Source organism: Streptomyces sp. Mut1 (assembly GCF_030719295.1).
Classification (GTDB): Bacteria; Actinomycetota; Actinomycetes; order Streptomycetales; family Streptomycetaceae; genus Streptomyces; species Streptomyces castrisilvae.
Window position 1 is genome coordinate 5,471,062 of sequence record NZ_CP120997.1, and the last position, 22,919, is coordinate 5,493,980.

23 protein-coding genes and 1 tRNA gene are annotated in these 22,919 nt (G+C 71.0%); 23 read left to right on the forward strand and 1 reads right to left on the reverse strand.

Annotated features, from left to right (window positions below; genetic code table 11):
* Positions 1 to 74 precede the first annotated feature (74 nt).
* The 4 genes from P8A18_RS23930 (at position 75) to P8A18_RS23945 (ending at position 2,324) form a co-directional block, all read left to right on the forward strand.
* Positions 75 to 1,028: a MarR family transcriptional regulator gene (locus tag P8A18_RS23930; RefSeq protein WP_306057477.1), complete on the forward strand. Its 954-nt coding sequence runs from the start codon at positions 75 to 77 to the stop codon at positions 1,026 to 1,028.
* Between the two features lie 71 nt (positions 1,029 to 1,099).
* On the forward strand, positions 1,100 to 1,552 hold the full coding sequence (locus P8A18_RS23935) for an ATP-binding protein (protein ID WP_306057479.1): 453 nt from the start codon (positions 1,100 to 1,102) through the stop codon (positions 1,550 to 1,552).
* A gap of 139 nt (positions 1,553 to 1,691) precedes the next feature.
* Positions 1,692 to 1,985, forward strand: a complete 294-nt coding sequence (locus P8A18_RS23940; RefSeq protein ID WP_306057480.1) for an AbrB/MazE/SpoVT family DNA-binding domain-containing protein — start codon at positions 1,692 to 1,694, stop codon at positions 1,983 to 1,985.
* A 21-nt stretch (positions 1,986 to 2,006) separates the two neighbouring features.
* Complete coding sequence (locus P8A18_RS23945; protein WP_306057482.1) at positions 2,007 to 2,324, forward strand: hypothetical protein; 318 nt, start codon at positions 2,007 to 2,009, stop codon at positions 2,322 to 2,324.
* Positions 2,325 to 2,660: 336 nt separating this feature from the next.
* On the opposite strand, the gene P8A18_RS23950 is transcribed toward P8A18_RS23945, so the two are convergent.
* A tRNA-Arg gene (locus P8A18_RS23950) sits at positions 2,661 to 2,732 on the reverse strand.
* Between the two features lie 217 nt (positions 2,733 to 2,949).
* On the opposite strand from P8A18_RS23950, the gene P8A18_RS23955 reads away from it, so the two are divergent.
* The 19 genes from P8A18_RS23955 to P8A18_RS24045 all read left to right on the forward strand — a co-directional run bounded on the left by P8A18_RS23955 (position 2,950) and on the right by P8A18_RS24045 (position 22,799).
* The gene (locus P8A18_RS23955; protein ID WP_018550025.1) at positions 2,950 to 3,363 is read left to right on the forward strand and encodes a response regulator transcription factor; all 414 of its coding nucleotides are present in this window, start codon (positions 2,950 to 2,952) and stop codon (positions 3,361 to 3,363) included.
* A 98-nt stretch (positions 3,364 to 3,461) separates the two neighbouring features.
* Positions 3,462 to 4,601: an ArgS-related anticodon-binding protein NrtL gene (gene nrtL / locus P8A18_RS23960; protein ID WP_306057484.1), complete on the forward strand. Its 1,140-nt coding sequence runs from the start codon at positions 3,462 to 3,464 to the stop codon at positions 4,599 to 4,601.
* 25 nt (positions 4,602 to 4,626) lie between these two features.
* Positions 4,627 to 6,018 (forward strand): diaminopimelate decarboxylase, encoded by a 1,392-nt coding sequence (gene lysA / locus P8A18_RS23965; protein ID WP_306057486.1) that lies wholly within the window; start codon positions 4,627 to 4,629, stop codon positions 6,016 to 6,018.
* A 125-nt stretch (positions 6,019 to 6,143) separates the two neighbouring features.
* Complete coding sequence (locus P8A18_RS23970; RefSeq protein ID WP_018550028.1) at positions 6,144 to 7,454, forward strand: homoserine dehydrogenase; 1,311 nt, start codon at positions 6,144 to 6,146, stop codon at positions 7,452 to 7,454.
* A gap of 6 nt (positions 7,455 to 7,460) precedes the next feature.
* Positions 7,461 to 8,531 (forward strand): threonine synthase, encoded by a 1,071-nt coding sequence (gene thrC, locus P8A18_RS23975; protein WP_018550029.1) that lies wholly within the window; start codon positions 7,461 to 7,463, stop codon positions 8,529 to 8,531.
* Between the two features lie 483 nt (positions 8,532 to 9,014).
* Positions 9,015 to 9,932: a homoserine kinase gene (gene thrB, locus P8A18_RS23980; RefSeq protein WP_306057488.1), complete on the forward strand. Its 918-nt coding sequence runs from the start codon at positions 9,015 to 9,017 to the stop codon at positions 9,930 to 9,932.
* 404 nt (positions 9,933 to 10,336) lie between these two features.
* Positions 10,337 to 12,388, forward strand: coding sequence for a transcription termination factor Rho (gene rho / locus P8A18_RS23985; protein ID WP_306057490.1), 2,052 nt, complete (start codon positions 10,337 to 10,339; stop codon positions 12,386 to 12,388).
* 355 nt (positions 12,389 to 12,743) lie between these two features.
* The gene (locus P8A18_RS23990) at positions 12,744 to 13,841 is read left to right on the forward strand and encodes an LCP family protein (RefSeq protein ID WP_306057492.1); all 1,098 of its coding nucleotides are present in this window, start codon (positions 12,744 to 12,746) and stop codon (positions 13,839 to 13,841) included.
* 143 nt (positions 13,842 to 13,984) lie between these two features.
* Complete coding sequence (gene rpmE, locus P8A18_RS23995; protein ID WP_018550033.1) at positions 13,985 to 14,206, forward strand: 50S ribosomal protein L31; 222 nt, start codon at positions 13,985 to 13,987, stop codon at positions 14,204 to 14,206.
* A gap of 150 nt (positions 14,207 to 14,356) precedes the next feature.
* On the forward strand, positions 14,357 to 15,433 hold the full coding sequence (prfA, locus tag P8A18_RS24000) for a peptide chain release factor 1 (protein ID WP_306057495.1): 1,077 nt from the start codon (positions 14,357 to 14,359) through the stop codon (positions 15,431 to 15,433).
* 43 nt (positions 15,434 to 15,476) lie between these two features.
* Complete coding sequence (gene prmC / locus P8A18_RS24005) at positions 15,477 to 16,322, forward strand: peptide chain release factor N(5)-glutamine methyltransferase (RefSeq protein WP_306057497.1); 846 nt, start codon at positions 15,477 to 15,479, stop codon at positions 16,320 to 16,322.
* A 61-nt stretch (positions 16,323 to 16,383) separates the two neighbouring features.
* Positions 16,384 to 17,031 carry an L-threonylcarbamoyladenylate synthase gene (locus P8A18_RS24010; RefSeq protein WP_306057498.1) on the forward strand — a complete coding sequence of 216 codons (648 nt, stop codon included), beginning with the start codon at positions 16,384 to 16,386 and terminating at the stop codon, positions 17,029 to 17,031.
* Complete coding sequence (locus P8A18_RS24015; RefSeq protein WP_306057500.1) at positions 17,028 to 17,669, forward strand: arsenate reductase/protein-tyrosine-phosphatase family protein; 642 nt, start codon at positions 17,028 to 17,030, stop codon at positions 17,667 to 17,669. Before P8A18_RS24010 ends, P8A18_RS24015 begins: the two co-directional genes overlap by 4 nt.
* Positions 17,670 to 17,920: 251 nt before the next feature.
* Positions 17,921 to 19,342 carry an MraY family glycosyltransferase gene (locus P8A18_RS24020; RefSeq protein ID WP_306057503.1) on the forward strand — a complete coding sequence of 474 codons (1,422 nt, stop codon included), beginning with the start codon at positions 17,921 to 17,923 and terminating at the stop codon, positions 19,340 to 19,342.
* 259 nt (positions 19,343 to 19,601) lie between these two features.
* Positions 19,602 to 20,039, forward strand: a complete 438-nt coding sequence (locus tag P8A18_RS24025) for a Cg1360 family ATP-synthase-associated protein (protein ID WP_306057505.1) — start codon at positions 19,602 to 19,604, stop codon at positions 20,037 to 20,039.
* Between the two features lie 226 nt (positions 20,040 to 20,265).
* Entirely contained in the window at positions 20,266 to 21,087 is an 822-nt protein-coding gene (gene atpB / locus P8A18_RS24030; RefSeq protein WP_026249312.1) for a F0F1 ATP synthase subunit A, read from the forward strand.
* A gap of 68 nt (positions 21,088 to 21,155) precedes the next feature.
* Positions 21,156 to 21,404 carry an ATP synthase F0 subunit C gene (gene atpE / locus P8A18_RS24035; protein WP_018102636.1) on the forward strand — a complete coding sequence of 83 codons (249 nt, stop codon included), beginning with the start codon at positions 21,156 to 21,158 and terminating at the stop codon, positions 21,402 to 21,404.
* Positions 21,405 to 21,441: 37 nt separating this feature from the next.
* On the forward strand, positions 21,442 to 21,987 hold the full coding sequence (locus tag P8A18_RS24040) for a F0F1 ATP synthase subunit B (protein ID WP_018550041.1): 546 nt from the start codon (positions 21,442 to 21,444) through the stop codon (positions 21,985 to 21,987).
* A complete protein-coding gene (locus P8A18_RS24045; protein ID WP_306057511.1) occupies positions 21,984 to 22,799 on the forward strand; it encodes a F0F1 ATP synthase subunit delta in 816 nt (271 codons plus the stop codon). The genes P8A18_RS24040 and P8A18_RS24045 overlap by 4 nt, the downstream gene beginning before the upstream one ends.
* Positions 22,800 to 22,919 lie beyond the last annotated feature (120 nt).

Sequence of the window (22,919 nt, forward strand, 5' to 3'; positions counted from 1 at the left end):
AACGACCCCGACGCGGTGTTAGCGCACCGGCCGGGGTCTGACCCAAGATCGACACCCAATGAAAGACCGATCTCATGGCTGCCCAGCACTTTAGCCCCGCCCTCTCCGCGCCCGAAGCCCCGCGCCCGCACCGCACGGCCAACTCCGGCTACGGCAAGCAGGCCGTCCCCGGTCAAGGCCCCTCCCAACCCGCCGACTTCGCCGCCCTGCCCGAACGTGAGCGGTACGTCGCGGCTTACGTCGACCGCCTCCCCGAGGGCGCCGCCATGGACATCAAGTCGCTGGCCAAGGACCTCCCCCTGTACGGCCAGATGGCCATCGGCTCCGCCCTGCGTGCCCTCGCCGTGGCCGGACACCTGCGCCGCGTACGACGCCGGGTCGAAGGGGAGGGTACGAGCCGGTGGGTGACGTACACCTACTGGTCCCGGACCGCCCGCGACAACGAGTGGTGGATCACCGTGCTCTCCGGCTCGGCCGCCGCCCCGCATGCGGAGCCGGTGTACGTACCCTGGCGGCCCACCACCGAGGGCCCCGCCCCCGAGCCGCCCGCGCCCCTGCCGTCGGAAGCTGCCGCCGCACCTCCGCAGTCGGGAGCCATCGCCGCACCCTCCGCCGCCTACCTCGCCCTCGCCGGACTCGGCCGCCGTGAACCCCGGCTGGCGCTCTCCGCCGCCGACTGCGCCGCCCTGGAACCGCTCGCCGCCGCCTGGTTCGCACGCGGTGTCGGCGCCGAGCACCTGACGTCGGCGCTCACCGCCGGGCTGCCGGAGGCCGTCAGGCACCCGCTCGGCCTGGTGCGCCGCCGCCTCGCCGACAAGATGCCGCCGCACCTACCGGACGCGACGGGCCCCGCGAGCGGGCTCCGGGTGGAGTGCGTCGAATGTGGCCGCCCCGGCCCGGCGGACGCCCTCCCGGACGGCCTCTGCCGCCCGTGCCGGGTCTCGCACACGCCGTCCGTGACCCCGGACGGCGCCCATGGGGTCTCGGCCCGCGTCGCCGGGCTCCGGGGGCTGATGCGGACACCCTGAGTGCGTACGCTCACCCTGAGTACGCGGCTGATCACTGGTGCGGGGTGTGGGCGTACCGCCAGATTGGGAGCATGACACCACTGCCCATCGCGGTCGCCCCCCAAGCTCCGGCCACCGCAAGCGTGTTCACCCAGCGCTTCAGCTCCACCCCGCGCGGCGCCCGGCTCGCCCGGCGGCTCGCCCTGCACCAGCTCGACGCCTGGGGCGTGCCGCACGGCACCACGGCATCCGACACCGTCGCCGTGCTCGTCGCCGAACTCGCCGCCAACGCCGTCACGCACGGCCGCGTCCCCGGCCGGGACTTCGAGCTGGTCGTCCGGCTCGCCGGCCGCACCCTCCGCATCGAGGTCTCCGACGCCCGGGGCGAACGCCGCCCGCCCGCCGGGGGCCTGGCCGAGCCCGCCCCGCTCGCCGAGGAGGGCCGGGGGCTGCTCCTGGTGGGCGCGCTCGCCGACAGATGGGAGGTGCTGGACCGCGCCTGCGTCGGCAAGACGGTCGTGGCCGAACTGGACCTGCCGCTCTGACGGTGGACTGCGGGTACCGCATGCCAAAAGCGGGGAACGGGAGTCGAGGATTAGGAAAGTTGGAATCTCGCACTTTCTTCCATCTCCAGGTACTCTGAATCCACGAGGTAGACACGGGGTGCGGAGAGGGAGGTCACTCATGGCTGCGACCACGTTCCATGCCGGCGTACGCGACAAGGGGCAGTTGACGCTGCCCGCAGGGGTCCGCGAGGCGCTGGGAGTCTCCCCGGGTGACGAGCTTGAGTTCGCCATCAACGACGACGGAGTCGTCGAGGTGCACGGACTGCGGAAGATCCGCACGGACCAGGCGTGGTTCTGGACGGAGCGGTGGCAGGCGGGTGAGCGTCAGGCGAGCGAGGACATCGCAGTCGGGCGCACCACCCGGCACGAGGACGTGGACGAGATGTTCGCGCACCTCGCCGAGGAGAACTGACCCCGCCCCCTGGGAGGCCCATTGCCGACATTCGAGACGACCGCTCGCTTCGACCGTGACTTCAAGAAGCTCCTCCCCGAGGAGCGGGCACGGTTCCAGGACTGCGTTCGGAAGAAGTTCGTGCCGGACGTGACCAACGGGCGGTTTCGGCCCGGCCTCCGGGTCAAGCCGGTCCAGGGAGTGCCACTCCCCACCGGCGCACGTCCCGTCATGGAGATGACCTGGGCGCCCGACGGGCGTGCCACCTGGCAGTACGCGGACGAGGTCCGCGCGGGTGAGCCGCATATCGTGTGGCGTCGAGTCGGCGGGCACGAGATCTTCGATCCCGGTCCCGCTTGAGGGGCAGAGGGCCGCACGTTGTGACGTGCGGCCCTCGATGTTTCCGCCGCCGGTCGTCGGCCCCGGCAGACGGTCGGTGCCCGGACGAACGCGAAGACCCCGACCTCAGCTCTTCCGCTGACGGCGGGGTCTTTGTGCCTTCGTGAGGTGCCCCCGCATTGCCGCACGGGCCGGGCGATCTGCCTCTGGCGGCGCACTGGGGCCCGGAGGACCTGGTCCGTGCCTGGCGGTAGCCGGGGAAGGGGGCCGGGGGCCACGGATCCTCCGGCATGGAACAAGAAAGCCTCTGACTTGCATTTCTGCAGGTCAGAGGCTTCTTTAGCACTTCTCGCGAAGTGCCCCCGGCAGGATTCGAACCTGCGCACCCGGCTCCGGAGGCCGATGCTCTATCCCCTGAGCTACGGGGGCGTATCGCTGTGCTGCTCGGCGACGGGTGAAACACTACCAGCTTCCTCGGGGTGCCCGTGAACAGGTATTCCGCGTCATCGCGCGGGGTCCGGCCGCCCGTCGCACACACATCCGGCCAACCTCTGCGGCCCTCGTCCGTGGGACGGAAGTGGGCAAAACCCGGACGCAGCCCCTCCGCTCCGCCTACTCTCGAAGGGTGTCAGGGGCATGCGGCCGCGTGCTTGTTGTCGACGACAACAAGGTCATCCGGCAGTTGATCAGGGTCAACCTTGAGCTTGAGGGCTTCGAGGTCGTGACCGCGGGCGATGGTGTCGAGTGTCTGGATCTGGTGCACCGGGTGCATCCCGATGTCATCACGCTCGATGTCGTCATGCCACGGCTGGACGGTCTCCAGACGGCCACCAGACTCCGGTCCGATCCGCGCACGGGCCATCTGCCCCTCGCGATCATCAGCGCCTGCACGCCGTACGAGGTGGACAACGGGGTCGCGGCCGGTGTCGACGCGTTCCTGGCGAAGCCGTTCGAACCGAGTGAGCTGGTGCGGCTCGTGCGGCGGCTGATGGAGCGCGGGCGGCCGCCCGTCCTGGACGGCGGGCCGGGTGCCGGGCGGGCGGAGAGCGCCGCGGGCTGACCGTGCGGCGGGATCGTGACCGCCGGACGGGCCCGATGGCTGACCGCATGGCGAAACCGGTTCGCGAAAGGCCCCCCTCCCTCCCATACGCTGGTCCCGTGACCCCCGTCGACCTCTCCACGACCGTGCTGCACGCCGTGCGCCGCGCGGTCGGCGAGAACGCCTTGCGCGCGCCCGTGCCCGCGCGCGTACGGGTGGAGAGGACCCGGCCCGGCGGTCGCGGCGACTACGCGAGCGCCGTCGCGCTCCAACTGGCCGGGCCCGCCGCACTGCCCGCCCGCGAGGTCGCCGAGATCCTCCGCGACCGGCTCACCGGAGCGCCCGGCGTCTCGCGCGTCGAGATCACCGGCCCCGGCTTCCTGAACTTCACGCTCGACGCGTCGGCCGGCGCCGCCGCCCACCGCGACATCGTGCACCGGGTGCGGGAGGAGGGGGAGCGGTACGGGTACGGGGACGACCTCGCCGGACAGCGGCTGGGCGTCGTCCACGCCCGCGAGGTCCGGGCCGCCGTCACCGCCGACGCGGTCCGCCGGCTGCTGACCGCCCGGGGGGCCGTCGTACGCCTCAGCTGCGAGGGCGAGCCGGACGCGGACTGGGCCCGGCTCGGGGTCGCCATCGACGCGTACGGGAAGCCGCCGGCCGGGCCCGGCGCGGACCGGCAGCCGCTCGGCGGCGCCGCCCACGGGCCCGACGCCCCCGGGACGCCGCTTGCCCCGATACGCCCCATCCCCGCCGGCGAGACCGCCGCCGCCCTGCTCACCCGCCTCGGTCCCGACGCCGCCCGCTGGGGCCTCCTCCGGGCCGCCGGGCACGACCGTGCCCCCCTCGGGCCCGAGCTGATCGTGCAGACCGAGGCCAACGCCCTCTTCCGGGTCCGCTACGCGTACGCCCGCACCCGTGCCGTGGTCCGGGAGGCGGGGCGGCTCGGTGTCGCCGTCCCGGGGGACGGCGAGGACCTCGACGCCACCGGGGCCGACGCCCTCCTCGCGCTGCTCGCCGACCACCCCGCCGTGCTCGCCGCCGCCGCCCGGCACCGCGCGCCCGACCGGCTCGCCCGGCACCTCGAAGCGGTCGCGGGCGCCTTCTTCGACTTCCACGACGCCGCCCCACCGCTGCCCGTCGGGGACGAGAAACCCTCGGCCGCCCACCGCTCCCGGACGGCCATCGCCGAAGCCGCCGGGACGGTGCTGGCCGGCGGCCTGTCCCTGCTCGGCGTCAGCGCGCCCGAACACCTCTGAAGACCCGAGAGAGCAGAGCCACACGATGAGCCGATCCGCACACCCCGCCGGGCCCCGTCACGCCGACGTCATGTCGGAGGGCCACTACACCGCCCCCGCCGACGACCTCAACGCCCTGGACGAGAAGGTGTGGTCCAGCACCGTCACCCGGGACGAGCACGGCGCCCTGACCGTCGGCGGGATCGAAGTCTCCCGTCTCGCCGAGGAGTTCGGCACCCCGGCCTACTTCCTGGACGAGGCCGACTTCCGGGCCCGCTGCCGCGCCTGGTCCGACGCCTTCGGGCCCGGCGCAGACGTCTTCTACGCCGGCAAGGCGTTCCTGTCCCGGGCCGTCGTGCGCTGGCTCAAGGAGGAGGGGCTCAACCTCGACGTCTGCTCGGGCGGCGAGCTGACCACCGCGCTGGACGCCGGAATGCCGGCCGAGCGCATCGCCTTCCACGGCAACAACAAGACGGTCGAGGAGATCGAGCGGGCCGTCGGGGCGGGCGTCGGGCGCATCGTCCTCGACTCCTTCCAGGAGATCGTCCGCGTCGCGCACACCGCGCGGCGGCTCGGCAGGCGCCAGCCCGTACAGATCCGGGTGACCGTCGGCGTCGAGGCGCACACCCACGAGTTCATCGCCACCGCCCACGAGGACCAGAAGTTCGGTATCGCGCTGGCCGGGGGACAGGCCGCCGAAGCGGTGCGCCGCGCCCTCACCCTGGACGGGCTCGAACTCATCGGCATCCACTCCCACATCGGCTCGCAGATCTTCGACATGGCCGGCTTCGAGGTCTCCGCCCGCCGCGTCGTGCAGCTGCTCGCCGAGGTGCGCGACGAGCACGGCGTCGAGCTGCCCGAGATCGACCTCGGCGGCGGCCTCGGCATCGCGTACACCTCCGAGGACGACCCGCGCGAGCCGCACGAGATCGCCAAGTCGCTCGGCGACATCGTCACCCGCGAGTGCGAGGCCGCCGGACTCGCCACCCCCCGCATCTCCGTGGAGCCCGGCCGCGCCATCGTCGGCCCGACCGCCTTCACGCTCTACGAGGTCGGCACCATCAAGCCGCTGGAGGGGCTGCGGACGTACGTCAGCGTGGACGGCGGGATGTCGGACAACATCCGCACCGCGCTGTACGACGCCGAGTACAGCGTCACGCTCGCCTCGCGCACATCGGACGCCGAGCCGATGCTCGTCCGGGTCGTCGGCAAGCACTGCGAGAGCGGCGACATCGTGGTCAAGGACGCCTTCCTGCCGTCCGACCTGGCCCCCGGCGACCTGATCGCCGTGCCCGCCACCGGCGCGTACTGCCGCTCCATGGCGAGCAACTACAACCACGCCCTGCGCCCGCCGGTCGTCGCCGTGCGGGACGGCGCGGCGCGGGTCATCGTCCGGCGCGAGACGGAGGAAGATCTCCTGCGTCTCGATGTCGGCTGATGCCGTATTTCCCGGCCCGTACCACCGGGGCCACGTAAACATCTCAGGATCCGGACGGGTGGCGGGAACGCCCGTCCGGTGAGTGAGACTGGTCCGTACAACAGATGTAAAGGAAACGAGGTCGGATGATGCGTACGCGTCCGCTGAAGGTGGCGCTGCTGGGCTGTGGAGTGGTCGGCTCAGAGGTGGCGCGCATCATGACGACGCACGCCGCCGACCTCGCCGCACGCATCGGCGCGCCGGTGGAGCTCGCGGGTGTCGCCGTGCGCCGCCCGTCCAAGGTGCGCGAGGGCATCGACCCCGCACTGATCACCACGGACGCGACCGCCCTGGTCAAACGGGGCGACATCGACGTGGTCATCGAGGTCATCGGGGGCATCGAGCCCGCCCGTACGCTCATCACCACCGCCTTCGAGCACGGCGCGAGCGTCGTCTCCGCCAACAAGGCGCTGCTCGCCGAGGACGGCGCCGCGCTGCACGCCGCCGCCGAGCGCGACGGCCGGGACCTCTACTACGAGGCCGCCGTCGCCGGAGCCATCCCGCTGGTGCGCCCGCTGCGCGAGTCCCTGGCCGGCGACAAGGTCAACCGGGTGCTCGGCATCGTCAACGGCACCACCAACTTCATCCTCGACAAGATGGACACCAGCGGCGCCGGCTACTCCGAGGCGCTGGACGAGGCCACCGCCCTCGGCTACGCGGAGGCCGACCCCACCGCCGACGTGGAGGGCTTCGACGCCGCCGCCAAGGCCGCGATCCTGGCCGGCATCGCCTTCCACACCCGGGTGCGGATCGGCGACGTGCACCGCGAGGGCATCACCGAGGTCACCGCCGCCGACATCGCCTCCGCCCGCCGCATGGGCTGCACGGTCAAGCTCCTCGCCATCTGCGAGCGCGCCGCCGACGGCGCGTCCGTGACGGCCCGCGTGCACCCCGCGATGATCCCGCTCAGCCACCCGCTGGCCTCGGTCCGCGAGGCGTACAACGCGGTGTTCGTGGAGGCCGAGGCGGCCGGGCAGCTGATGTTCTACGGTCCCGGCGCGGGCGGGGCGCCCACCGCGTCCGCGGTCCTCGGCGACCTCGTCGCCGTCTGCCGCAACAAGCTCAACGAGGCCCCCGGGCCCGGCGAGTCCGCGTACACGCGTCTGCCGGTGAGCCCCATGGGCGACGTCGTCACGCGGTACCACATCAGCCTCGACGTGGCCGATAAACCGGGCGTGCTCGCCCAGGTCGCTACGGTCTTCGCCGAGCAGGGCGTATCCATCGACACGGTCCGTCAGAAGGGCCGTCCGGACAGTCAGGAATCCGGCGGCGAGGCCTCCCTCGTCGTCGTCACCCACCGCGCGCCCGACGCCGCCCTCTCCGGGACCGTCGAGGCGCTGCGCAAGCTCGACACCGTGCGCGGTGTCGCCAGCATCATGCGTGTTGAAGGGGAGTAAGGACCCATGACCACCAAGGGCACCCACCAGTGGCGCGGCATCATCGAGGAGTACCGGGACCGTCTGCCGGTCACGAGCACGACGCCGGTCGTCACGCTCCGTGAGGGCGGTACGCCGCTCGTCCCCGCTCAGGTCCTCTCCGAGCGCACGGGCTGCGAGGTGCACCTCAAGGTCGAGGGCGCCAACCCCACCGGGTCCTTCAAGGACCGCGGCATGACCATGGCCATCACCCGGGCCAAGGAGGAGGGCGCGCAGGCCGTCATCTGCGCCTCCACCGGCAACACCTCCGCCTCCGCCGCCGCGTACGCGGTCCGGGCCGGGATGGTCTGCGCCGTCCTCGTGCCGCAGGGCAAGATCGCGCTCGGCAAGATGGGCCAGGCGCTCGTCCACGGCGCGAAGATCCTCCAGGTCGACGGCAACTTCGACGACTGCCTGACGCTGGCCCGCTCGCTCTCGGACAACTACCCGGTGGCGCTGGTCAATTCGGTCAACCCGGTCCGCATCGAGGGCCAGAAGACCGCCGCGTTCGAGATCGTGGACGCGCTCGGCGACGCCCCCGACATCCACGTACTCCCGGTCGGCAACGCCGGCAACATCACCGCGTACTGGAAGGGCTACACCGAGTACGCGGGCGACGGCGTCTCCACGCACAAGCCGCGGATGTGGGGCTTCCAGGCCTCCGGCTCCGCGCCCATCGTGCGCGGCGAGGTCGTCAAGGACCCGTCGACCATCGCCACCGCGATCCGGATCGGCAACCCGGCCTCCTGGAACTACGCGCTCGCCGCGCGGGACGAGTCGGGCGGCTTCATCGACGAGGTCACGGACCGTCAGATCCTCTCCGCGTACCGGCTGTTGGCCTCCCAGGAGGGCGTCTTCGTGGAGCCCGCCTCGGCCGCGTCCGTCGCCGGGCTGCTCAAGGCCGCCGAGGAGGGCAAGGTCGACCCCGGGCAGCGCATCGTCTGCACGGTGACCGGGAACGGCCTCAAGGACCCGGACTGGGCCGTCGCGGGCGCACCGCAGCCGGTCACCGTCCCGGTCGACGCGGCCACCGCGGCCGAGAAGCTGGGCCTGGCGTAACAGCGCGGCGCACCCGGGGCCCGGTCCGTACGACGGGCCCCGGGGCGCGACGGTGGCAACGCATCGTCAGAAATACCGCCGCACTAGGACCTGTCGTCAAATTCCCGTCTGCCGGGCGACGCCATGCACGCACTCTCGCCGCACCGGCCCCAGACCCAAGTACGTCCAGTACGAGGGCCTGGGGCCGGCACACCGAGAGCACGCACCTGACGCCGCCCGGCCCGCCCTCCGGGCGAACGACGGCAATTTGACGACAGGCCCTAGCCCATTCCCGGCCGGAGAGCGCATCGCGGGCGTGCGACACGCATCGTGCGCCTCCTGTGCGCCCTATGTCGCCACAGAACCTTCCTTCGATAAGCTGTACCCAACCCGCCCCGCCGCATCTGCCGGGGTGCCCCGGGCCGTTGCGGCTCCCCACGAACCATTTCCCGTAGCCGCAGCGCCCCGAATCCCCGCCGCCTCACAAGGAGAGTCGTCACAGCGATGGCCGGTCCCGCCTTCCGAGCCGCCGCCGTCCGGGTGCGCGTACCCGCGACCAGCGCCAACCTGGGCCCCGGTTTCGACGCCCTCGGCCTGTCGCTCGGCCTGTACGACGACGTCGTCGTCCGCGTCGCCGACTCCGGGCTGCACATCGACATCGCCGGTGAGGGCGCGGACACCCTGCCCCGCGACGAGAAGCACCTGCTCGTACGGTCCCTGCGCACCGCCTTCGACCTGCTCGGCGGACAGCCGCGCGGCCTGGAGATCGTCTGCGCCAACCGCATCCCGCACGGCCGCGGCCTCGGCTCCTCCTCCGCCGCCATCTGCGCCGGCATCGTCGCCGCCCGCGCCGTGACGACCGGCGGCGACGCCCGCCTGGACGACGCGGCCCTGCTGGAGCTCGCGACCGAGATCGAGGGCCACCCCGACAACGTCGCGGCCTGCCTGCTCGGCGGATTCACGCTCGCCTGGATGGACGGGTCGTCGGCCCGCGCCATCAGGATGGATCCCTCGGATTCCATCGTTCCGGTGGTTTTCGTACCCGGCAAGCCGGTGCTCACCGAAACCGCCCGCGGACTGCTCCCGCGCACCGTCCCGCACGTCGACGCCGCCTTCAACGCGGGCCGTGCCGCCCTCCTCGTGGAGGCCCTGACCAGGCGCCCCGAGCTGCTGCTCACGGCCACCGAGGACCGGCTGCACCAGGACTACCGCGCCCCGGCCATGCCCGAGAGCGTGGAACTCGTGGGCCGGCTGCGCGCCGAGGGCGTCCCCGCGGTCATCTCCGGTGCCGGACCGACGGTGCTGGCCCTGGCCGGGGACGGCGCGGCGGACAAGGTCGCCCGACTGGCGGGCGAGGGGTGGGCGGCCAACCGGCTGACTCTCGACGCCCGGGGTGCGAGCGTCCTGCCGCTCGCGTCCTAGAGCGGGAGACCGCTGCCCCAGAAGTGATTGCCGGTGAGTGAGAGGGGGAATGTTTGTTGGAGCCGGTAGTGTTAACCTCAAGTCTGCAATCGACGTCCATGAGGCGCGTTGCTTCGTGTCCCCTTCGGGACCACCAATTCTTCCGGGAGCCTCCCCAACTGCCTGAGCAGCCTGCCTGAGCAGTTGCGAGCACGCTCCGGAACCGGCACGACACCCCTCGCTCGTCCAGGAGTGGGCCGAGCAGGGGGATGCTCGCGCCGGGCCCATGCACACGTTCATCTCTCCGCCGTTCTACCCGGCGGACCACCGCCCCGGCACGGGCCGCACCACCGAGGACCGAAGCCGGACAGCACAACCGGTCGCCGAGCCAGAAGGCCGACGTCCGCTCCAGGGAAGGACCCTTCGTGAGCGACACCACCGATCTGATGGGCGTGACTGCCGACAAGAACGTCGACAGCGCCGCGCCCGCCGAAGGTGCTGCCACTGGCACCACCGCACGGCGCCGCCGCTCCGGCACCGGCCTTGAGGGCATGGTCCTGGCCGAGCTGCAGCAGGTCGCGTCCGGCCTCGGTATCAAGGGCACCGCGCGGATGCGCAAGAGCCAGCTGATCGAGGTCATCAAGGAGGCCCAGGCCGGCGCCGGGTCCTCCGCGCCCAAGGCCAAGGCCGCCCCCGCCGAGGCGGCGGAGACCAAGCCGAAGCGCCGCGCGACCTCCAAGACGCGTACCGGCGCGGGCGACGAGACCCCGGCCGCCGCTCCCGCCGACAAGGCCGCGGCCCAGCAGCAGATCGACATCCCCGGCCAGCCGGCCAGCGACGAGCAGCCCACGGGCGAGCGCCGTCGCCGCCGCGCGACCGCCCAGGCGGGCAGCCCGGAGAGCAAGTCGGACGCCAAGGCGCAGACGCAGACCAAGGACCGGGCGCAGGACGAGCCGAAGCAGGAGCAGAAGCACGAGGCTCCCGCCGAGGACCGCTCCGAGCCCAAGGCCGAGGCCGCCGCGGACAACGCAGAGGGGCGCCGCGGGGACCGTCAGGAGCGCGGTCAGCGGGGTGACCGCGGCGATCGCGGCGAGCGCCGTGACCGTCAGCGCGACCGCCGGGGCAAGGGCGACGACCAGGGTGGCGGCCAGGGCGGCCGGCGTCAGGGCGGCGGCCAGGGCCAGGGCCAGAGCCAGAACCAGGGCGGCGGCGGCCCGCAGGACGACGGCTTCGACGACGAGGGCGGCCGGCGCGGCCGGCGCGGGCGCTACCGCGACCGCCGAGGCCGCCGCGGACGCGAGGACTTCGCGGGCGACGCCCCGCCCGTCAGCGACGACGACGTCCTGATCCCCGTCGCGGGCATCCTGGACATCCTCGACAACTACGCGTTCATCCGGACCTCCGGCTACCTGCCGGGCCCGAACGACGTGTACGTCTCGCTGGCCCAGGTCCGCAAGAACGGCCTGCGCAAGGGTGACCACGTCACCGGTGCCGTGCGCCAGCCCAAGGACGGCGAGCGCCGCGAGAAGTTCAACGCGCTGGTCCGCCTCGACTCGGTCAACGGCATGGCGCCCGAGACCGGCCGCGGCCGTCCCGAGTTCCAGAAGCTGACGCCGCTCTACCCGCAGGACCGGCTCCGCCTGGAGACCGACTCCAACATCCTGACGACGCGGATCATCGACCTGGTCGCCCCCATCGGCAAGGGCCAGCGAGGGCTGATCGTGGCCCCGCCGAAGACCGGTAAGACCATGATCCTCCAGGCCATCGCCAACGCGATCACGGTCAACAGCCCCGAGTGCCACCTGATGGTCGTCCTGGTGGACGAGCGTCCGGAAGAGGTCACCGACATGCAGCGGTCGGTGAAGGGCGAGGTCATCTCCTCGACCTTCGACCGTCCCGCCGAGGATCACACCACCGTCGCCGAGCTGGCCATCGAGCGCGCCAAGCGCCTCGTCGAGCTGGGTCACGACGTGGTCGTCCTGCTGGACTCGATCACCCGTCTGGGACGCGCGTACAACCTCGCCGCCCCGGCCTCCGGCCGCATCCTGTCCGGTGGTGTCGACTCGACCGCGCTCTACCCCCCGAAGCGCTTCTTCGGTGCGGCGCGCAACATCGAGGACGGCGGCTCGCTGACCATCCTGGCCACCGCGCTGGTCGAGACCGGCTCGCGGATGGACGAGGTGATCTTCGAGGAGTTCAAGGGCACCGGCAACATGGAGCTCAAGCTCGACCGCAAGCTCTCCGACAAGCGCATCTTCCCGGCGGTGGACGTCGACGCGTCCAGCACCCGCAAGGAGGAGATCCTGCTCGGCAGCGAGGAGTTGGGGATTGTCTGGAAGCTGCGCCGGGTGCTGCACGCGCTCGACCAGCAGCAGGCCATCGAGCTGCTCCTGGACCGGATGAAGAAGACCCAGTCCAACGCGGAGTTCCTGCTCCAGATCCAGAAGACGACGCCGGCCCCGGGCAACAACGACTAGTCGTAGCCCCTCCGGCAGCAGCACACAGGGCCGCCCCCGCACTCCGGTGCGGGGGCGGCCCTGTGCCGTACGCCGTTGCCGTTCCGAGACCTTCGCCACACGGCCGCCCGTGTCCGGGCGCCCGGCCGGTTGTCTGTACCGGCCACGAAACCGCAGGTGAACGCGGGATCACCGGCTGTCCGGGCCCGCCCGGAGGCCGTCCGGCGCTTACCCGGAGGCCACGGGTGGCTGTGCAACCCTTCTTGTCGCCGCCGCGTCGTACCCAGGAGTGACGAACAACAGCGACAAAGCGGCACACACACCCGCTCGCCACCGCAGGGGGTAGCCGGAAGCAGCCGACGGAACGAGGAGACGGATGAGCGAGCAGAGCGGGAGCAGCCGAATACGGGCCACCGGCAAGCGCCGGAAGAAGTCCTCCCGCCGCCGCAGAGCGACCCGCACAGCCGCCTGGAGCCTGGCCGGCGTGGTCGTCGTGGGCGGAGCGGGGCTCGGATACGCCTACGTCCACCTCAACGGCAATCTCCAGGCCGTCGACATCAACACCGCGCTCGGCAAGGACCGCCCCAGCAACGTCGACAACGGCTCCGAGGACATCCTGGTCCTCGGCTCCGACTCCCGCTCCGGCGCCAACGGCGAGTACGGCACCGACGAGGGCGCGGCCCGCTCGGACACCGCGATGGTCGTCCACGTCAACAAGGGCCACAAATCCGCGAGTGTGGTCTCCATCCCGCGCGACACCCTCGTCACCCGGCCCGACTGCACGGGCGACGAGAGCGGCGAACCCGTCGCCGGACAGCGGCGGGCGATGTTCAACACGGCGTACGAGGTCGGCGGACCGGCCTGCGCGGTCAAGACCGTGGAATCGATGTCCGGCATCCGCATGGACCACTACATCGAGGTCGACTTCACCGGCTTCAAGAAGCTCGTCGACAAGCTCGGCGGCGTCGAGATCACCACCAAGCAGGCGATCAACGACCCGGCGAGCCATCTGGACCTCGAACCCGGCACCCACACCCTGGACGGCGAGCAGTCCCTCGGCCTGGTCCGCACCCGCAAGAGCGTCGGAGACGGCAGCGACCTCGGCCGCATCCAGCTCCAGCAGGCCTTCATCAGGGCGCTGATGCAGCAGGCCAAGAGCGTGGGACTGCTCAACGGCACCAAGCTCTACGGCATCGCCGACACCGCCACCAAGGCCATCACGACCGACTCCGACCTCGGCTCGGTCACCGAGCTGGCGCGCTTCGCGACCGGCCTCAAGGGGCTCGGCTCCGACGACGTCCACATGGTGACCCTGCCCGTCGAGTACGACCCCGCCGACCCCAACCGCGTCGTCCCGCTGGAGAAGGCCGGCGAACAGGTGTGGGACGCGCTGCGCCGGGACCGGCCGATTCCCGCGTCCGCCACCGAGCAGTCGGCCGGCGACAAGGGCGACGCGGGGCAGATCGTGCAGTGACCGGGACGGCCGGGGAATACCCGGCCGTCCACCCCGGTTTTGGGAGATACGGCCAGTCCTGGCAGACTGGTACGTCGGCCCCGGTTCACGGACGCGCAATCCGCGCGTACGACCCGGCGCCCTCCCGAACCTAGGAGAAACCCTTGAAGCGCGACATCCACCCCCAGTACGTCGAGACGCAGGTCAGCTGCACCTGTGGCGCGTCGTTCACCACCCGGTCCACGCTGGACAGCGGCGCCATCCGTGCCGACGTCTGCTCCGAGTGCCACCCGTTCTACACGGGCAAGCAGAAGATCCTCGACACCGGTGGCCGCGTGGCCCGCTTCGAGGCCCGCTTCGGCAAGACCGCCACCGCCAGCAAGTAGCGAGCCGTCCGCGCCGGTCCGCGGCGCCCTCTTCCCGGGGGCGCCGTGGCCGGCGTTTTTTCCGGCCGGGGCACGGAACCCTCCGCGTCCCGCCCGGCAGGCAACCGCCGGCCGGCAGGTACGACCAGCGAAGGAACCAGGAGCCCGAAAATGTTCGAGGCGGTCGAGGAACTGATCGGCGAGCACGCCGATCTCGAGAAGCAGCTCGCGGACCCCGCGGTCCACGCGGACCAGGGAAACGCGCGCAAGCTCAACAAGCGCTACGCCGAGCTGACCCCGATCGTCGCCACGTACCGCTCCTGGAAGCAGACCGGTGACGACATCGGGACCGCCCGCGAGCTCGCCGCCGACGACCCGGACTTCGCCGCCGAGGTCAAGGACCTGGAGAAGGAGCGCGAGGACCTCACCGAGAAGCTCCGCCTCCTGCTCGTACCCCGGGACCCCAGCGACGACAAGGACGTGCTCCTGGAGATCAAGGCCGGGGCGGGCGGCGACGAGTCCGCGCTGTTCGCCGGCGATCTGCTGCGCATGTACCTGCGCTACGCCGAGCGCGTCGGCTGGAAGACCGAGATCATCGACTCCACCGAGTCCGAGCTCGGCGGCTACAAGGACGTCCAGGTCGCCGTGAAGACCAAGGGCGGCAACGGGGCCACCGAACCCGGCCAGGGCGTGTGGGCCCGGATGAAGTACGAGGGCGGTGTGCACCGCGTGCAGCGCGTGCCCTCCACCGAGTCCCAGGGCCGCATCCACACCTCCGCCGCCGGCGTCCTCGTGACGCCCGAGGCCGAGGAGGTGGACGTCGAGATCCACGCCAACGACCTGCGCGTCGACGTCTACCGCTCGTCGGGCCCCGGCGGCCAGTCCGTCAACACGACCGACTCCGCCGTCCGCATCACACACCTGCCGACCGGCGTCGTCGCCTCCTGCCAGAACGAGAAGAGCCAGCTCCAGAACAAGGAGCAGGCCATGCGCATCCTGCGCTCCCGCCTGCTGGCCGCCGCCCAGGAGGCCGCCGAGCAGGAAGCCTCGGACGTACGTCGCAGCCAGGTGCGCACGGTCGACCGGTCGGAGAAGATCCGTACCTACAACTTCCCGGAAAACCGGATCTCGGACCACCGCGTCGGCTTCAAGGCGTACAACTTGGACCAGGTCCTCGACGGAGACCTGGACGCGGTGATCCAGGCCTGTGTCGACGCCGACTCCGCGGCCAAGCTCGCCGCCGCCTGACCTCACCGCCCGCCCCGCTCGTGAACCCGTACGGAGAACCGCGATGAACCTGCTGCTCGCCGAGGTGGCCCAGGCCACCCAGCGGCTGGCCGACGCCGGTGTTCCCTCACCGAGATTCGATGCCGAGGAACTCGCCGCGTTCGTGCACGGCGTCAAGCGGGGCGAGCTGCACAACGTGCCGGACGCCGACTTCGACGCCCGCTACTGGGAGACCGTCGCCCGCCGCGAGGCCCGCGAACCGCTCCAGCACATCACCGGACGCGCCTTCTTCCGCTACCTGGAGCTCCAGGTAGGACCCGGCGTCTTCGTGCCCAGGCCGGAGACCGAGTCGGTGGTCGGCTGGGCCATAGACGCCGTCCGCGCGATGGACGTCGTCGAGCCCCTGATCGTCGACCTGTGCACCGGCTCCGGCGCCATCGCCCTCGCCATGGCCCAGGAGGTGCCGCGCTCCCGCGTGCACGCCGTGGAGCTGTCCGAGGACGCCCTGAAGTGGACCCGGAAGAACGCCGAGGACTCGCGCGTCACCGTGCACCGCGGCGACGCCCTCACCGCCCTGCCCGAACTCGACGGCCAGGTCGACCTGGTGATCTCCAACCCGCCGTACATCCCGCTCACCGAGTGGGAGTACGTGGCGCCGGAGGCCCGCGACCACGACCCCGAGATGGCGCTCTTCTCCGGCGAGGACGGCCTCGACACGATCCGCGGCATCGAGCGCACCGCCCACCGTCTGCTCCGCCCCGGCGGCCTCGTCGTCATCGAGCACGCCGACACCCAGGGCGGCCAGGTGCCCTGGATCTTCACCGAGGAGCGGGGCTGGGCCGACGCGGCCGACCACCCGGACCTCAACCGGCGCCCCCGCTTCGCCACGGCCCGCAAGGCGATGCCGTGACCGGCGGCCACGAGCCGGACCCGTACCAGCCCTACCCGTACATGCTTGAGGAGGCCGGCTGATGGCACGGCGATACGACTGCAACGACGCGACCGACCGTACGACGGGTCTGCGCGAGGCCGCGTCAGCCGTCCGCCGCGGCGAACTCGTCGTGCTGCCCACCGACACCGTCTACGGGATCGGCGCGGACGCCTTCAGTTCCGAGGCCGTCGGTGACCTGCTGGAGGCCAAGGGCCGCGGCCGCAACATGCCCTCACCCGTCCTCATCGGCTCGCCGAACACCCTGCACGGCCTGGTCACCGACTTCTCCGAGCAGGCCTGGGAGCTGGTCGACGCCTTCTGGCCGGGCGCGCTGACGCTCGTCGCCAAGCACCAGCCCTCGTTGCAGTGGGACCTCGGTGACACCCGGGGCACCGTCGCCGTCCGGATGCCGCTGCACCCGGTCGCCATCGAACTGCTCACCGAGGTCGGCCCGATGGCCGTCTCCAGCGCCAACCTCACCGGCCACCCCTCGCCGGAGACCTGCGACGCCGCCCAGGAGATGCTCGGCGACTCCGTCTCGGTCTACCTCGACGGCGGGCCGACCCCGGGCATCGTGCCGTCCTCCATCGTGGATGTCAGCGGGAAGGTGCCCGTCCTGCTGCGCGCGGGCGCGCTCTCGGCCGAGGACCTGCGCAAGGTGGTACCCGACCTTGAGGTGGCCAATTGACCGCCCCCGAGGGGCGTGGCATAGCGGGGCGGGCCGACACTTTCCGCATCCTCCACGTCAGCACCGGCAACGTCTGCCGCTCGCCGATCACCGAGCGGCTGACCCGCCATGCCCTGGTGGACCGCCTCGGCGATCCCCTCCAGGGCGGGCTGATCGTGGAGAGCGCGGGCACCTGGGGCCACGAGGGCGCCCCCATGGAGGCCAACGCCGAGGTGGTGCTCGCCGACTTCGGGGCCGACGCCACCGGCTTCACCGGCCGTGAACTGCTCGACGAGCACGTGATCCGCGCCGACCTGGTCCTCACCGCCACCCGCGACCACCGGGCCCAGGTGATCTCGATGGGCCACTCGGCCGGGCTGCGCACCTTCACGCTCAAAGAGTTCACCCGCCTGGTGCGGGCCATAGACCCGGCGACCCTGCCCGACGCCCGCGAGGAGGGCGTCGTGGAGCGCGCCCGCGCCCTGGTCCGGGCCGCCGCCGCGCTGCGCGGCTGGCTGCTGGCGCCGACCGCGGAGGCCGACGAGGTGTACGACCCGTACGGCGCCCCGATCACGTTCTTCCGGTCCATCGGCGACGAGATCAGCCAGGCCCTGGACCCGGTCGTCACCGCGCTGACCGGCGTCCCCGCCCCGCACTGACCGTCCGGCCCCGCGGGGGCCGTCCACGCCGCGCCGAGGGCCGTACGGCGGCCCGGGGAGGACGTGGCGTACCCACCGGGCCCCGGACAGCGGGTCCGCGAACCGGCCCCGCTCCACCCGGCCCACCCCGGGTGACATCGCCCCTTTGTCCGCGATGACAGCGGTCTGTGCAACCATCGCGGACGGCTCCGTGTCCTCAACCATGGGACCTGTCTAGTTAAGGTGTGGGCTGAGATGGCCGGCGACATTCTGTGGGGCAGCCCGTGCGTGACTATTTGCTGACACTCTGTGTCACGGCCGCTGTGACCTACCTGCTCACCGGCCCGGTGCGCAAGTTCGCCATCGCGGTCGGGGCGATGCCCGCGATCCGCGCGCGCGACGTCCACCGCGAACCGACCCCGAGGCTCGGCGGCATCGCCATGTTCGGCGGGCTGTGCGCGGGCCTGATCGTCGCCAACCACCTGGCCAACCTCGACGGTGTCTTCGACCGCTCCAGCGAGCCCAGGGCGCTGCTCTCCGGGGCGGCGCTGATCTGGCTGATCGGGGTGCTGGACGACAAGTTCGAGATCGACGCCCTGATCAAGCTCGGCGGACAGATGCTCGCCGCGGCGGTCATGGTGCTCCAGGGCCTGACGATCCTGTGGCTGCCGATCCCGGGCGTCGGGACCGTGGCCCTCACCCCGTGGCAGGGCACGCTGCTCACCGTCGCGCTGGTCGTCATCACGATCAACGCGGTCAACTTCGTGGACGGGCTGGACGGTCTGGCGGCGGGCATGGTCCTGATCGCCGCCGCCGCGTTCTTCCTCTACACCTACCGGCTCTGGTACGGCCACACGATCGAGGCCGCCGCTCCGGCGACGCTGTTCGCCGCGATCCTGATGGGCATGTGCCTGGGCTTCCTGCCGCACAACATGCACCCCGCCCGGATCTTCATGGGCGACTCCGGCTCGATGCTGATCGGCCTCGTCCTGGCGGCCGGCGCGATCTCCGTGACCGGGCAGGTCGACCCGGACACCATGAAGATCTTCGAGGGCAGTGAGCGCCAGGCCACCCACGCGATGCTGCCGGTCTTCATCCCGCTGCTGCTGCCGCTGACCATCATCGCGATCCCGGCGGCCGACCTGGTGCTGGCGATCGTGCGGCGCACCTGGAACGGCCAGTCGCCCTTCGCGGCGGACCGCGGCCACCTGCACCACCGGCTGCTGGGGATCGGGCACTCGCACAGCCGGTCGGTGCTGATCATGTACTTCTGGTCGGCCCTGATCGCGTTCGGCGCGGTGGGTTACTCGGTGCACTCGACGTCCATGTGGATCGTGCTGGTGATCGTGGGGCTGAGTGCCCTGGGGCTGATCCTGCTGCTGATGCCGCGCTTCACCCCGCGTGCGCCGCACTGGGCGGAACGCTTCGTACCGCCCCGCTACCGCCGCAGACCGCGCGGTCCGGAGGGGGAGCCCGGGGCGGAGTCGTACGGCGCCGAGGAGGGCCAACAGGGGCCCCAGGACGGGCAGATGGAGCGGGAAGGGGCGGGTGGATCGCAGGACGGCGGCGGCGAGCGCCCGGCCGAGGCCGGCGCCCCGGTCGCCGCGGGTGTCTCCGGCGTCAACGGAGCGACCGCCATTGGTCACCGTTCGCGTTTCGCGGACCGCCGCGAGGCCGGTTCCACCCGTCGGTGAACCGGGCACCGATGCCCAATAGCAGACAAATCGAAAGTGCGCCTCGCTCACACGTGCTCGTTAGCCCTCACGTGTGACAGCAAGCACACTTTCTTGGTAAAGACCTCATCAAATAGTTTGTGATACCGTTCACGAAGCCCGGTGACAGAGCCGAAGGACCTGATGTAGCACGGTCCATCGGCCCGAGGCATCGACTCGGACCGGGCCTACGCTCGTCCCTGACGACACACTGCCCACCCCCTGCAAGCGGAGCTGCCCCATGCCGTCCAACGACGTCCGGACTCTCCTCCAGACCGCCGTACCCACCGCTGTCGCCGGCGCCGTAGCCGTCGCGATCAGCGCTGGTGTCGCCGGCGGCAAGGGAGCCCTGGGCGCGGTCGTCGGAACGGTCGTGGTCGTCCTCTTCATGGGGATCGGACTCATGGTCCTGCAGCGGACCGCCCGGTCCATGCCCCACCTCTTCCAGGCGATGGGGCTCGCGCTCTACACGGCGCAGCTCCTGCTGCTGTTCATCTTCGTCGCCGTATTCAAGAACACTTCTCTGTTCAACCCGAAGGCCTTCGCGATCACGCTGGTCGCGACGACCCTCGTGTGGATCGGCGCACAGGCGCGTGCGCACATGAAGGCCAAGATCCTTTACGTCGAACCCGAGTCCGACAAGGGCGAGAAGCCCAGGAAACCGGGGTCCGAAGCGTGAAGGGTAGGGGCGGAATAAACGCGGGGTCAGGACCCTGCTATCGTCCGGTTCCAACTGCGGCACTGCGGGCGCGTGCATGTGAGCTGACGCCTGCTCGATCGCGAGGCTCACATGCCTGACTGCCGCTCACACATCCGAAACACCAGTCCAGTGCCGAACCGCGGCTGTGCGCCGCGCCGACACAACGAGGTTGCCGTACCTATGCGCCACGCTGAAGGAGCCCGCGGTGAGTGCTGACCCGACACAGGTGCTCGCCTTCGAGACCGATTGCCACCTCTTCGACGGTTGTGGCTTTCCGGCACCCGGCCTGCACTCGTTCCTGTTCGAACCCCTCTGGGGCGACGCGGACAGCAACTTGTACTTCAACAAGACGATGCTGCTGGCCCTGCTCGGCTCGGTCATCATCGTTGGCTTCTTCTGGGCCGCCTTCCGCAAGCCGAAGTTGGTGCCCGGCAAGCTTCAGATGACGGCCGAAGCCGGCTACGACTTCATCCGCCGCGGCATCGTCTACGAGACGATCGGCAAGCGCGACGGCGAGAAGTACGTCCCGCTGATGGTCTCGCTGTTCTTCGTCATCTGGATGATGAACCTCTGGTCCATCATCCCGGTTGCCCAGTTCCCCGTGACGGCGATCATCTCGTACCCGGCGATCCTCGCCGGAATCGTCTACCTCCTGTGGGTCGGTCTGACCTTCAAGAAGCACGGTTTCGTCGGAGCCTTCAAGAACTTCACCGGCTACGACAAGAACCTCGGCGGGGTCCTGCCGCTCTCGATGACCATCGAGTTCTTCTCGAACCTCCTGGTCCGGCCGTTCACGCACGCGGTCCGGCTCTTCGCCAACATGTTCGCGGGCCACACCCTCCTGCTGCTCTTCACGATCGCCAGCTGGTACATGCTCAACGGCATCGGCATCGCCTACGCAGGTGTGTCGTTCGTGATGGTCCTCGTCATGACGGCCTTCGAACTCTTCATCCAGGCTGTCCAGGCCTATGTGTTCGTGCTGCTGGCCTGCAGCTACATCCAGGGCGCTCTCGCCAAGGGCCACTGAGCACCCCACCTCCTGAAGCACCCGGTGGCCAACCCCCACCGGACATTGAAAGAGAAGGAAGAACCGGCATGTCCGCTCTCCAGACCCTCGCCGCCGGCGTCGAAATCAAGGGCAACCTCGGCTCGATCGGTTACGGCCTCGCCGCGATCGGCCCCGGCGTCGGCATCGGCATCATCTTCGGTAACGGCACCCAGGCGCTCGCCCGTCAGCCCGAGGCTGCCGGTCTCATCCGCGCCAACCAGATCCTCGGCTTCGCCTTCTGTGAGGCGCTCGCCCTGATCGGTCTGGTCATGCCGTTCGTCTACCCGACCTCCTGACCGGTCGCGAACAGCCCATTCGACGGAAGGCACTGACGTGAACCCCCTGGTTCAGCTCGCGGCGGAGGAAGCGGAAAACCCGCTCATTCCGCCGATCCCTGAGCTCGTCATTGGCCTCATCGCTTTCGTCATCGTCTTCGGCTTCCTCGCCAAGAAGCTCCTCCCGAACATCAACAAGGTTCTGGAAGAGCGCCGCGAGGCCATCGAAGGCGGTATCGAAAAGGCCGATGCGGCCCAGACCGAGGCCCAGAGCGTTCTTGAGCAGTACAAGGCTCAGCTCGCCGAGGCCCGCCACGAAGCCGCTCGTATGCGCCAGGAGGCGCAGGAGCAGGGCGCCGTGATCCTGCAGGAAATGCGCGAGGAGGGGCAGCGCCAGCGCGACGAGATCGTCGCCGCCGGCCACGCCCAGATCGAGGCCGACCGCAAGGCCGCCGCCTCGGCACTGCGCCAGGACGTGGGCAAGCTCGCCACCGACCTGGCCGGCAAGCTCGTCGGCGAGTCCCTGGAGGACCACGCCCGGCAGAGTGGCACCGTCGACCGCTTCCTCGACGAGCTCGAGGCGAAGGCCGAGGCCGTCCGATGAACAGCGCGAGCCGCGAGGCACTGGCTGCCGCACGCGAGCGTCTCGACGCGCTGACCGACAGCACGTCGGTCGACGCGGCGAAGCTCGCCGAGGACCTGGCCGGCGTCACGGCGCTGCTGCACCGCGAGGTGTCGCTGCGCCGGGTCCTGACCGACCCGGCGCAGCCCGGCGAGGCCAGGGCCGAGCTGGCAGCCCGGCTGCTCGGCGGTCAGGTGGGCGGCGAAGCCGTCGACCTGGTCTCGGGCATGGTCCGCTCGCGCTGGTCGCAGTCGCGTGACCTGGTCGACTCGGTCGAGGAGCTGGCGAACACCGCGGACCTCACCGCCGCCCAGCGCAACGGCGACCTGGACGACGTCGAGGACGAGATCTTCCGGTTCGGCCGGATCGTCGCCTCGGACACCGGTCTGCGCGCCGCGCTCACCAGCCGGACCGCGACCCCCGCCGCCAAGGGCGAGCTGCTGCGCAGCCTGCTCGGCGGAAAGGCGCGGCCCACCACCGAGCGCGTCATCGTGCGGCTTGTCACCCAGCCCCGGGGACGTAGCCTGGAAGCGGGACTCGAATCCCTCTCCAAGCTCGCCGCGGAGCGCCGGCAGCGCACGGTTGCGATCGTGACCTCGGCGGTTCCGCTCAGCGACCGGCAGAAGCAGCGCCTGGGCACGGCCCTGGCGAAGATCTACGGCCGGCAGATGCACCTGAACCTCGACGTGGACCCCGCGGTCCTCGGCGGGATCACGGTGCGGGTCGGCGACGAGGTCATCAACGGCACCGTCGCGGAGCGCCTCGACGAGGCGACCCGCCGCATGGCCGGCTGACACAGACGCAGCGCAACAGAACAGAGCAAGACCAGCGGCCCGGTTGGGCCGTGCAGAAATTGCAGAAGATTCCTGGGGGTCGGCCCCCAGACCCCCTTAAGAAACTTCGGGCCCAACAAG

Excerpts from the sequence above, each read along its gene's own strand:
- P8A18_RS23940 (WP_306057480.1), top strand. The coding sequence starts at position 1,692 with ATGGCTGCGACCACGTTCCATGCCGGCGTACGCGACAAGGGGCAGTTG.
- thrC (WP_018550029.1), top strand. The coding sequence starts at position 7,461 with ATGACCACCAAGGGCACCCACCAGTGGCGCGGCATCATCGAGGAGTAC.
- prfA (WP_306057495.1), top strand. The coding sequence starts at position 14,357 with ATGTTCGAGGCGGTCGAGGAACTGATCGGCGAGCACGCCGATCTCGAG.
- P8A18_RS23970 (WP_018550028.1), top strand. The coding sequence starts at position 6,144 with ATGATGCGTACGCGTCCGCTGAAGGTGGCGCTGCTGGGCTGTGGAGTG.
- lysA (WP_306057486.1), top strand. The coding sequence starts at position 4,627 with ATGAGCCGATCCGCACACCCCGCCGGGCCCCGTCACGCCGACGTCATG.
- prmC (WP_306057497.1), top strand. The coding sequence starts at position 15,477 with ATGAACCTGCTGCTCGCCGAGGTGGCCCAGGCCACCCAGCGGCTGGCC.
- P8A18_RS24025 (WP_306057505.1), top strand. The coding sequence starts at position 19,602 with ATGCCGTCCAACGACGTCCGGACTCTCCTCCAGACCGCCGTACCCACC.
- P8A18_RS23930 (WP_306057477.1), top strand. The coding sequence starts at position 75 with ATGGCTGCCCAGCACTTTAGCCCCGCCCTCTCCGCGCCCGAAGCCCCG.
- P8A18_RS23990 (WP_306057492.1), top strand. The coding sequence starts at position 12,744 with ATGAGCGAGCAGAGCGGGAGCAGCCGAATACGGGCCACCGGCAAGCGC.
- P8A18_RS23935 (WP_306057479.1), top strand. The coding sequence starts at position 1,100 with ATGACACCACTGCCCATCGCGGTCGCCCCCCAAGCTCCGGCCACCGCA.
- P8A18_RS24045 (WP_306057511.1), top strand. The coding sequence starts at position 21,984 with ATGAACAGCGCGAGCCGCGAGGCACTGGCTGCCGCACGCGAGCGTCTC.
- atpE (WP_018102636.1), top strand. The coding sequence starts at position 21,156 with ATGTCCGCTCTCCAGACCCTCGCCGCCGGCGTCGAAATCAAGGGCAAC.
- thrB (WP_306057488.1), top strand. The coding sequence starts at position 9,015 with ATGGCCGGTCCCGCCTTCCGAGCCGCCGCCGTCCGGGTGCGCGTACCC.
- P8A18_RS24010 (WP_306057498.1), top strand. The coding sequence starts at position 16,384 with ATGGCACGGCGATACGACTGCAACGACGCGACCGACCGTACGACGGGT.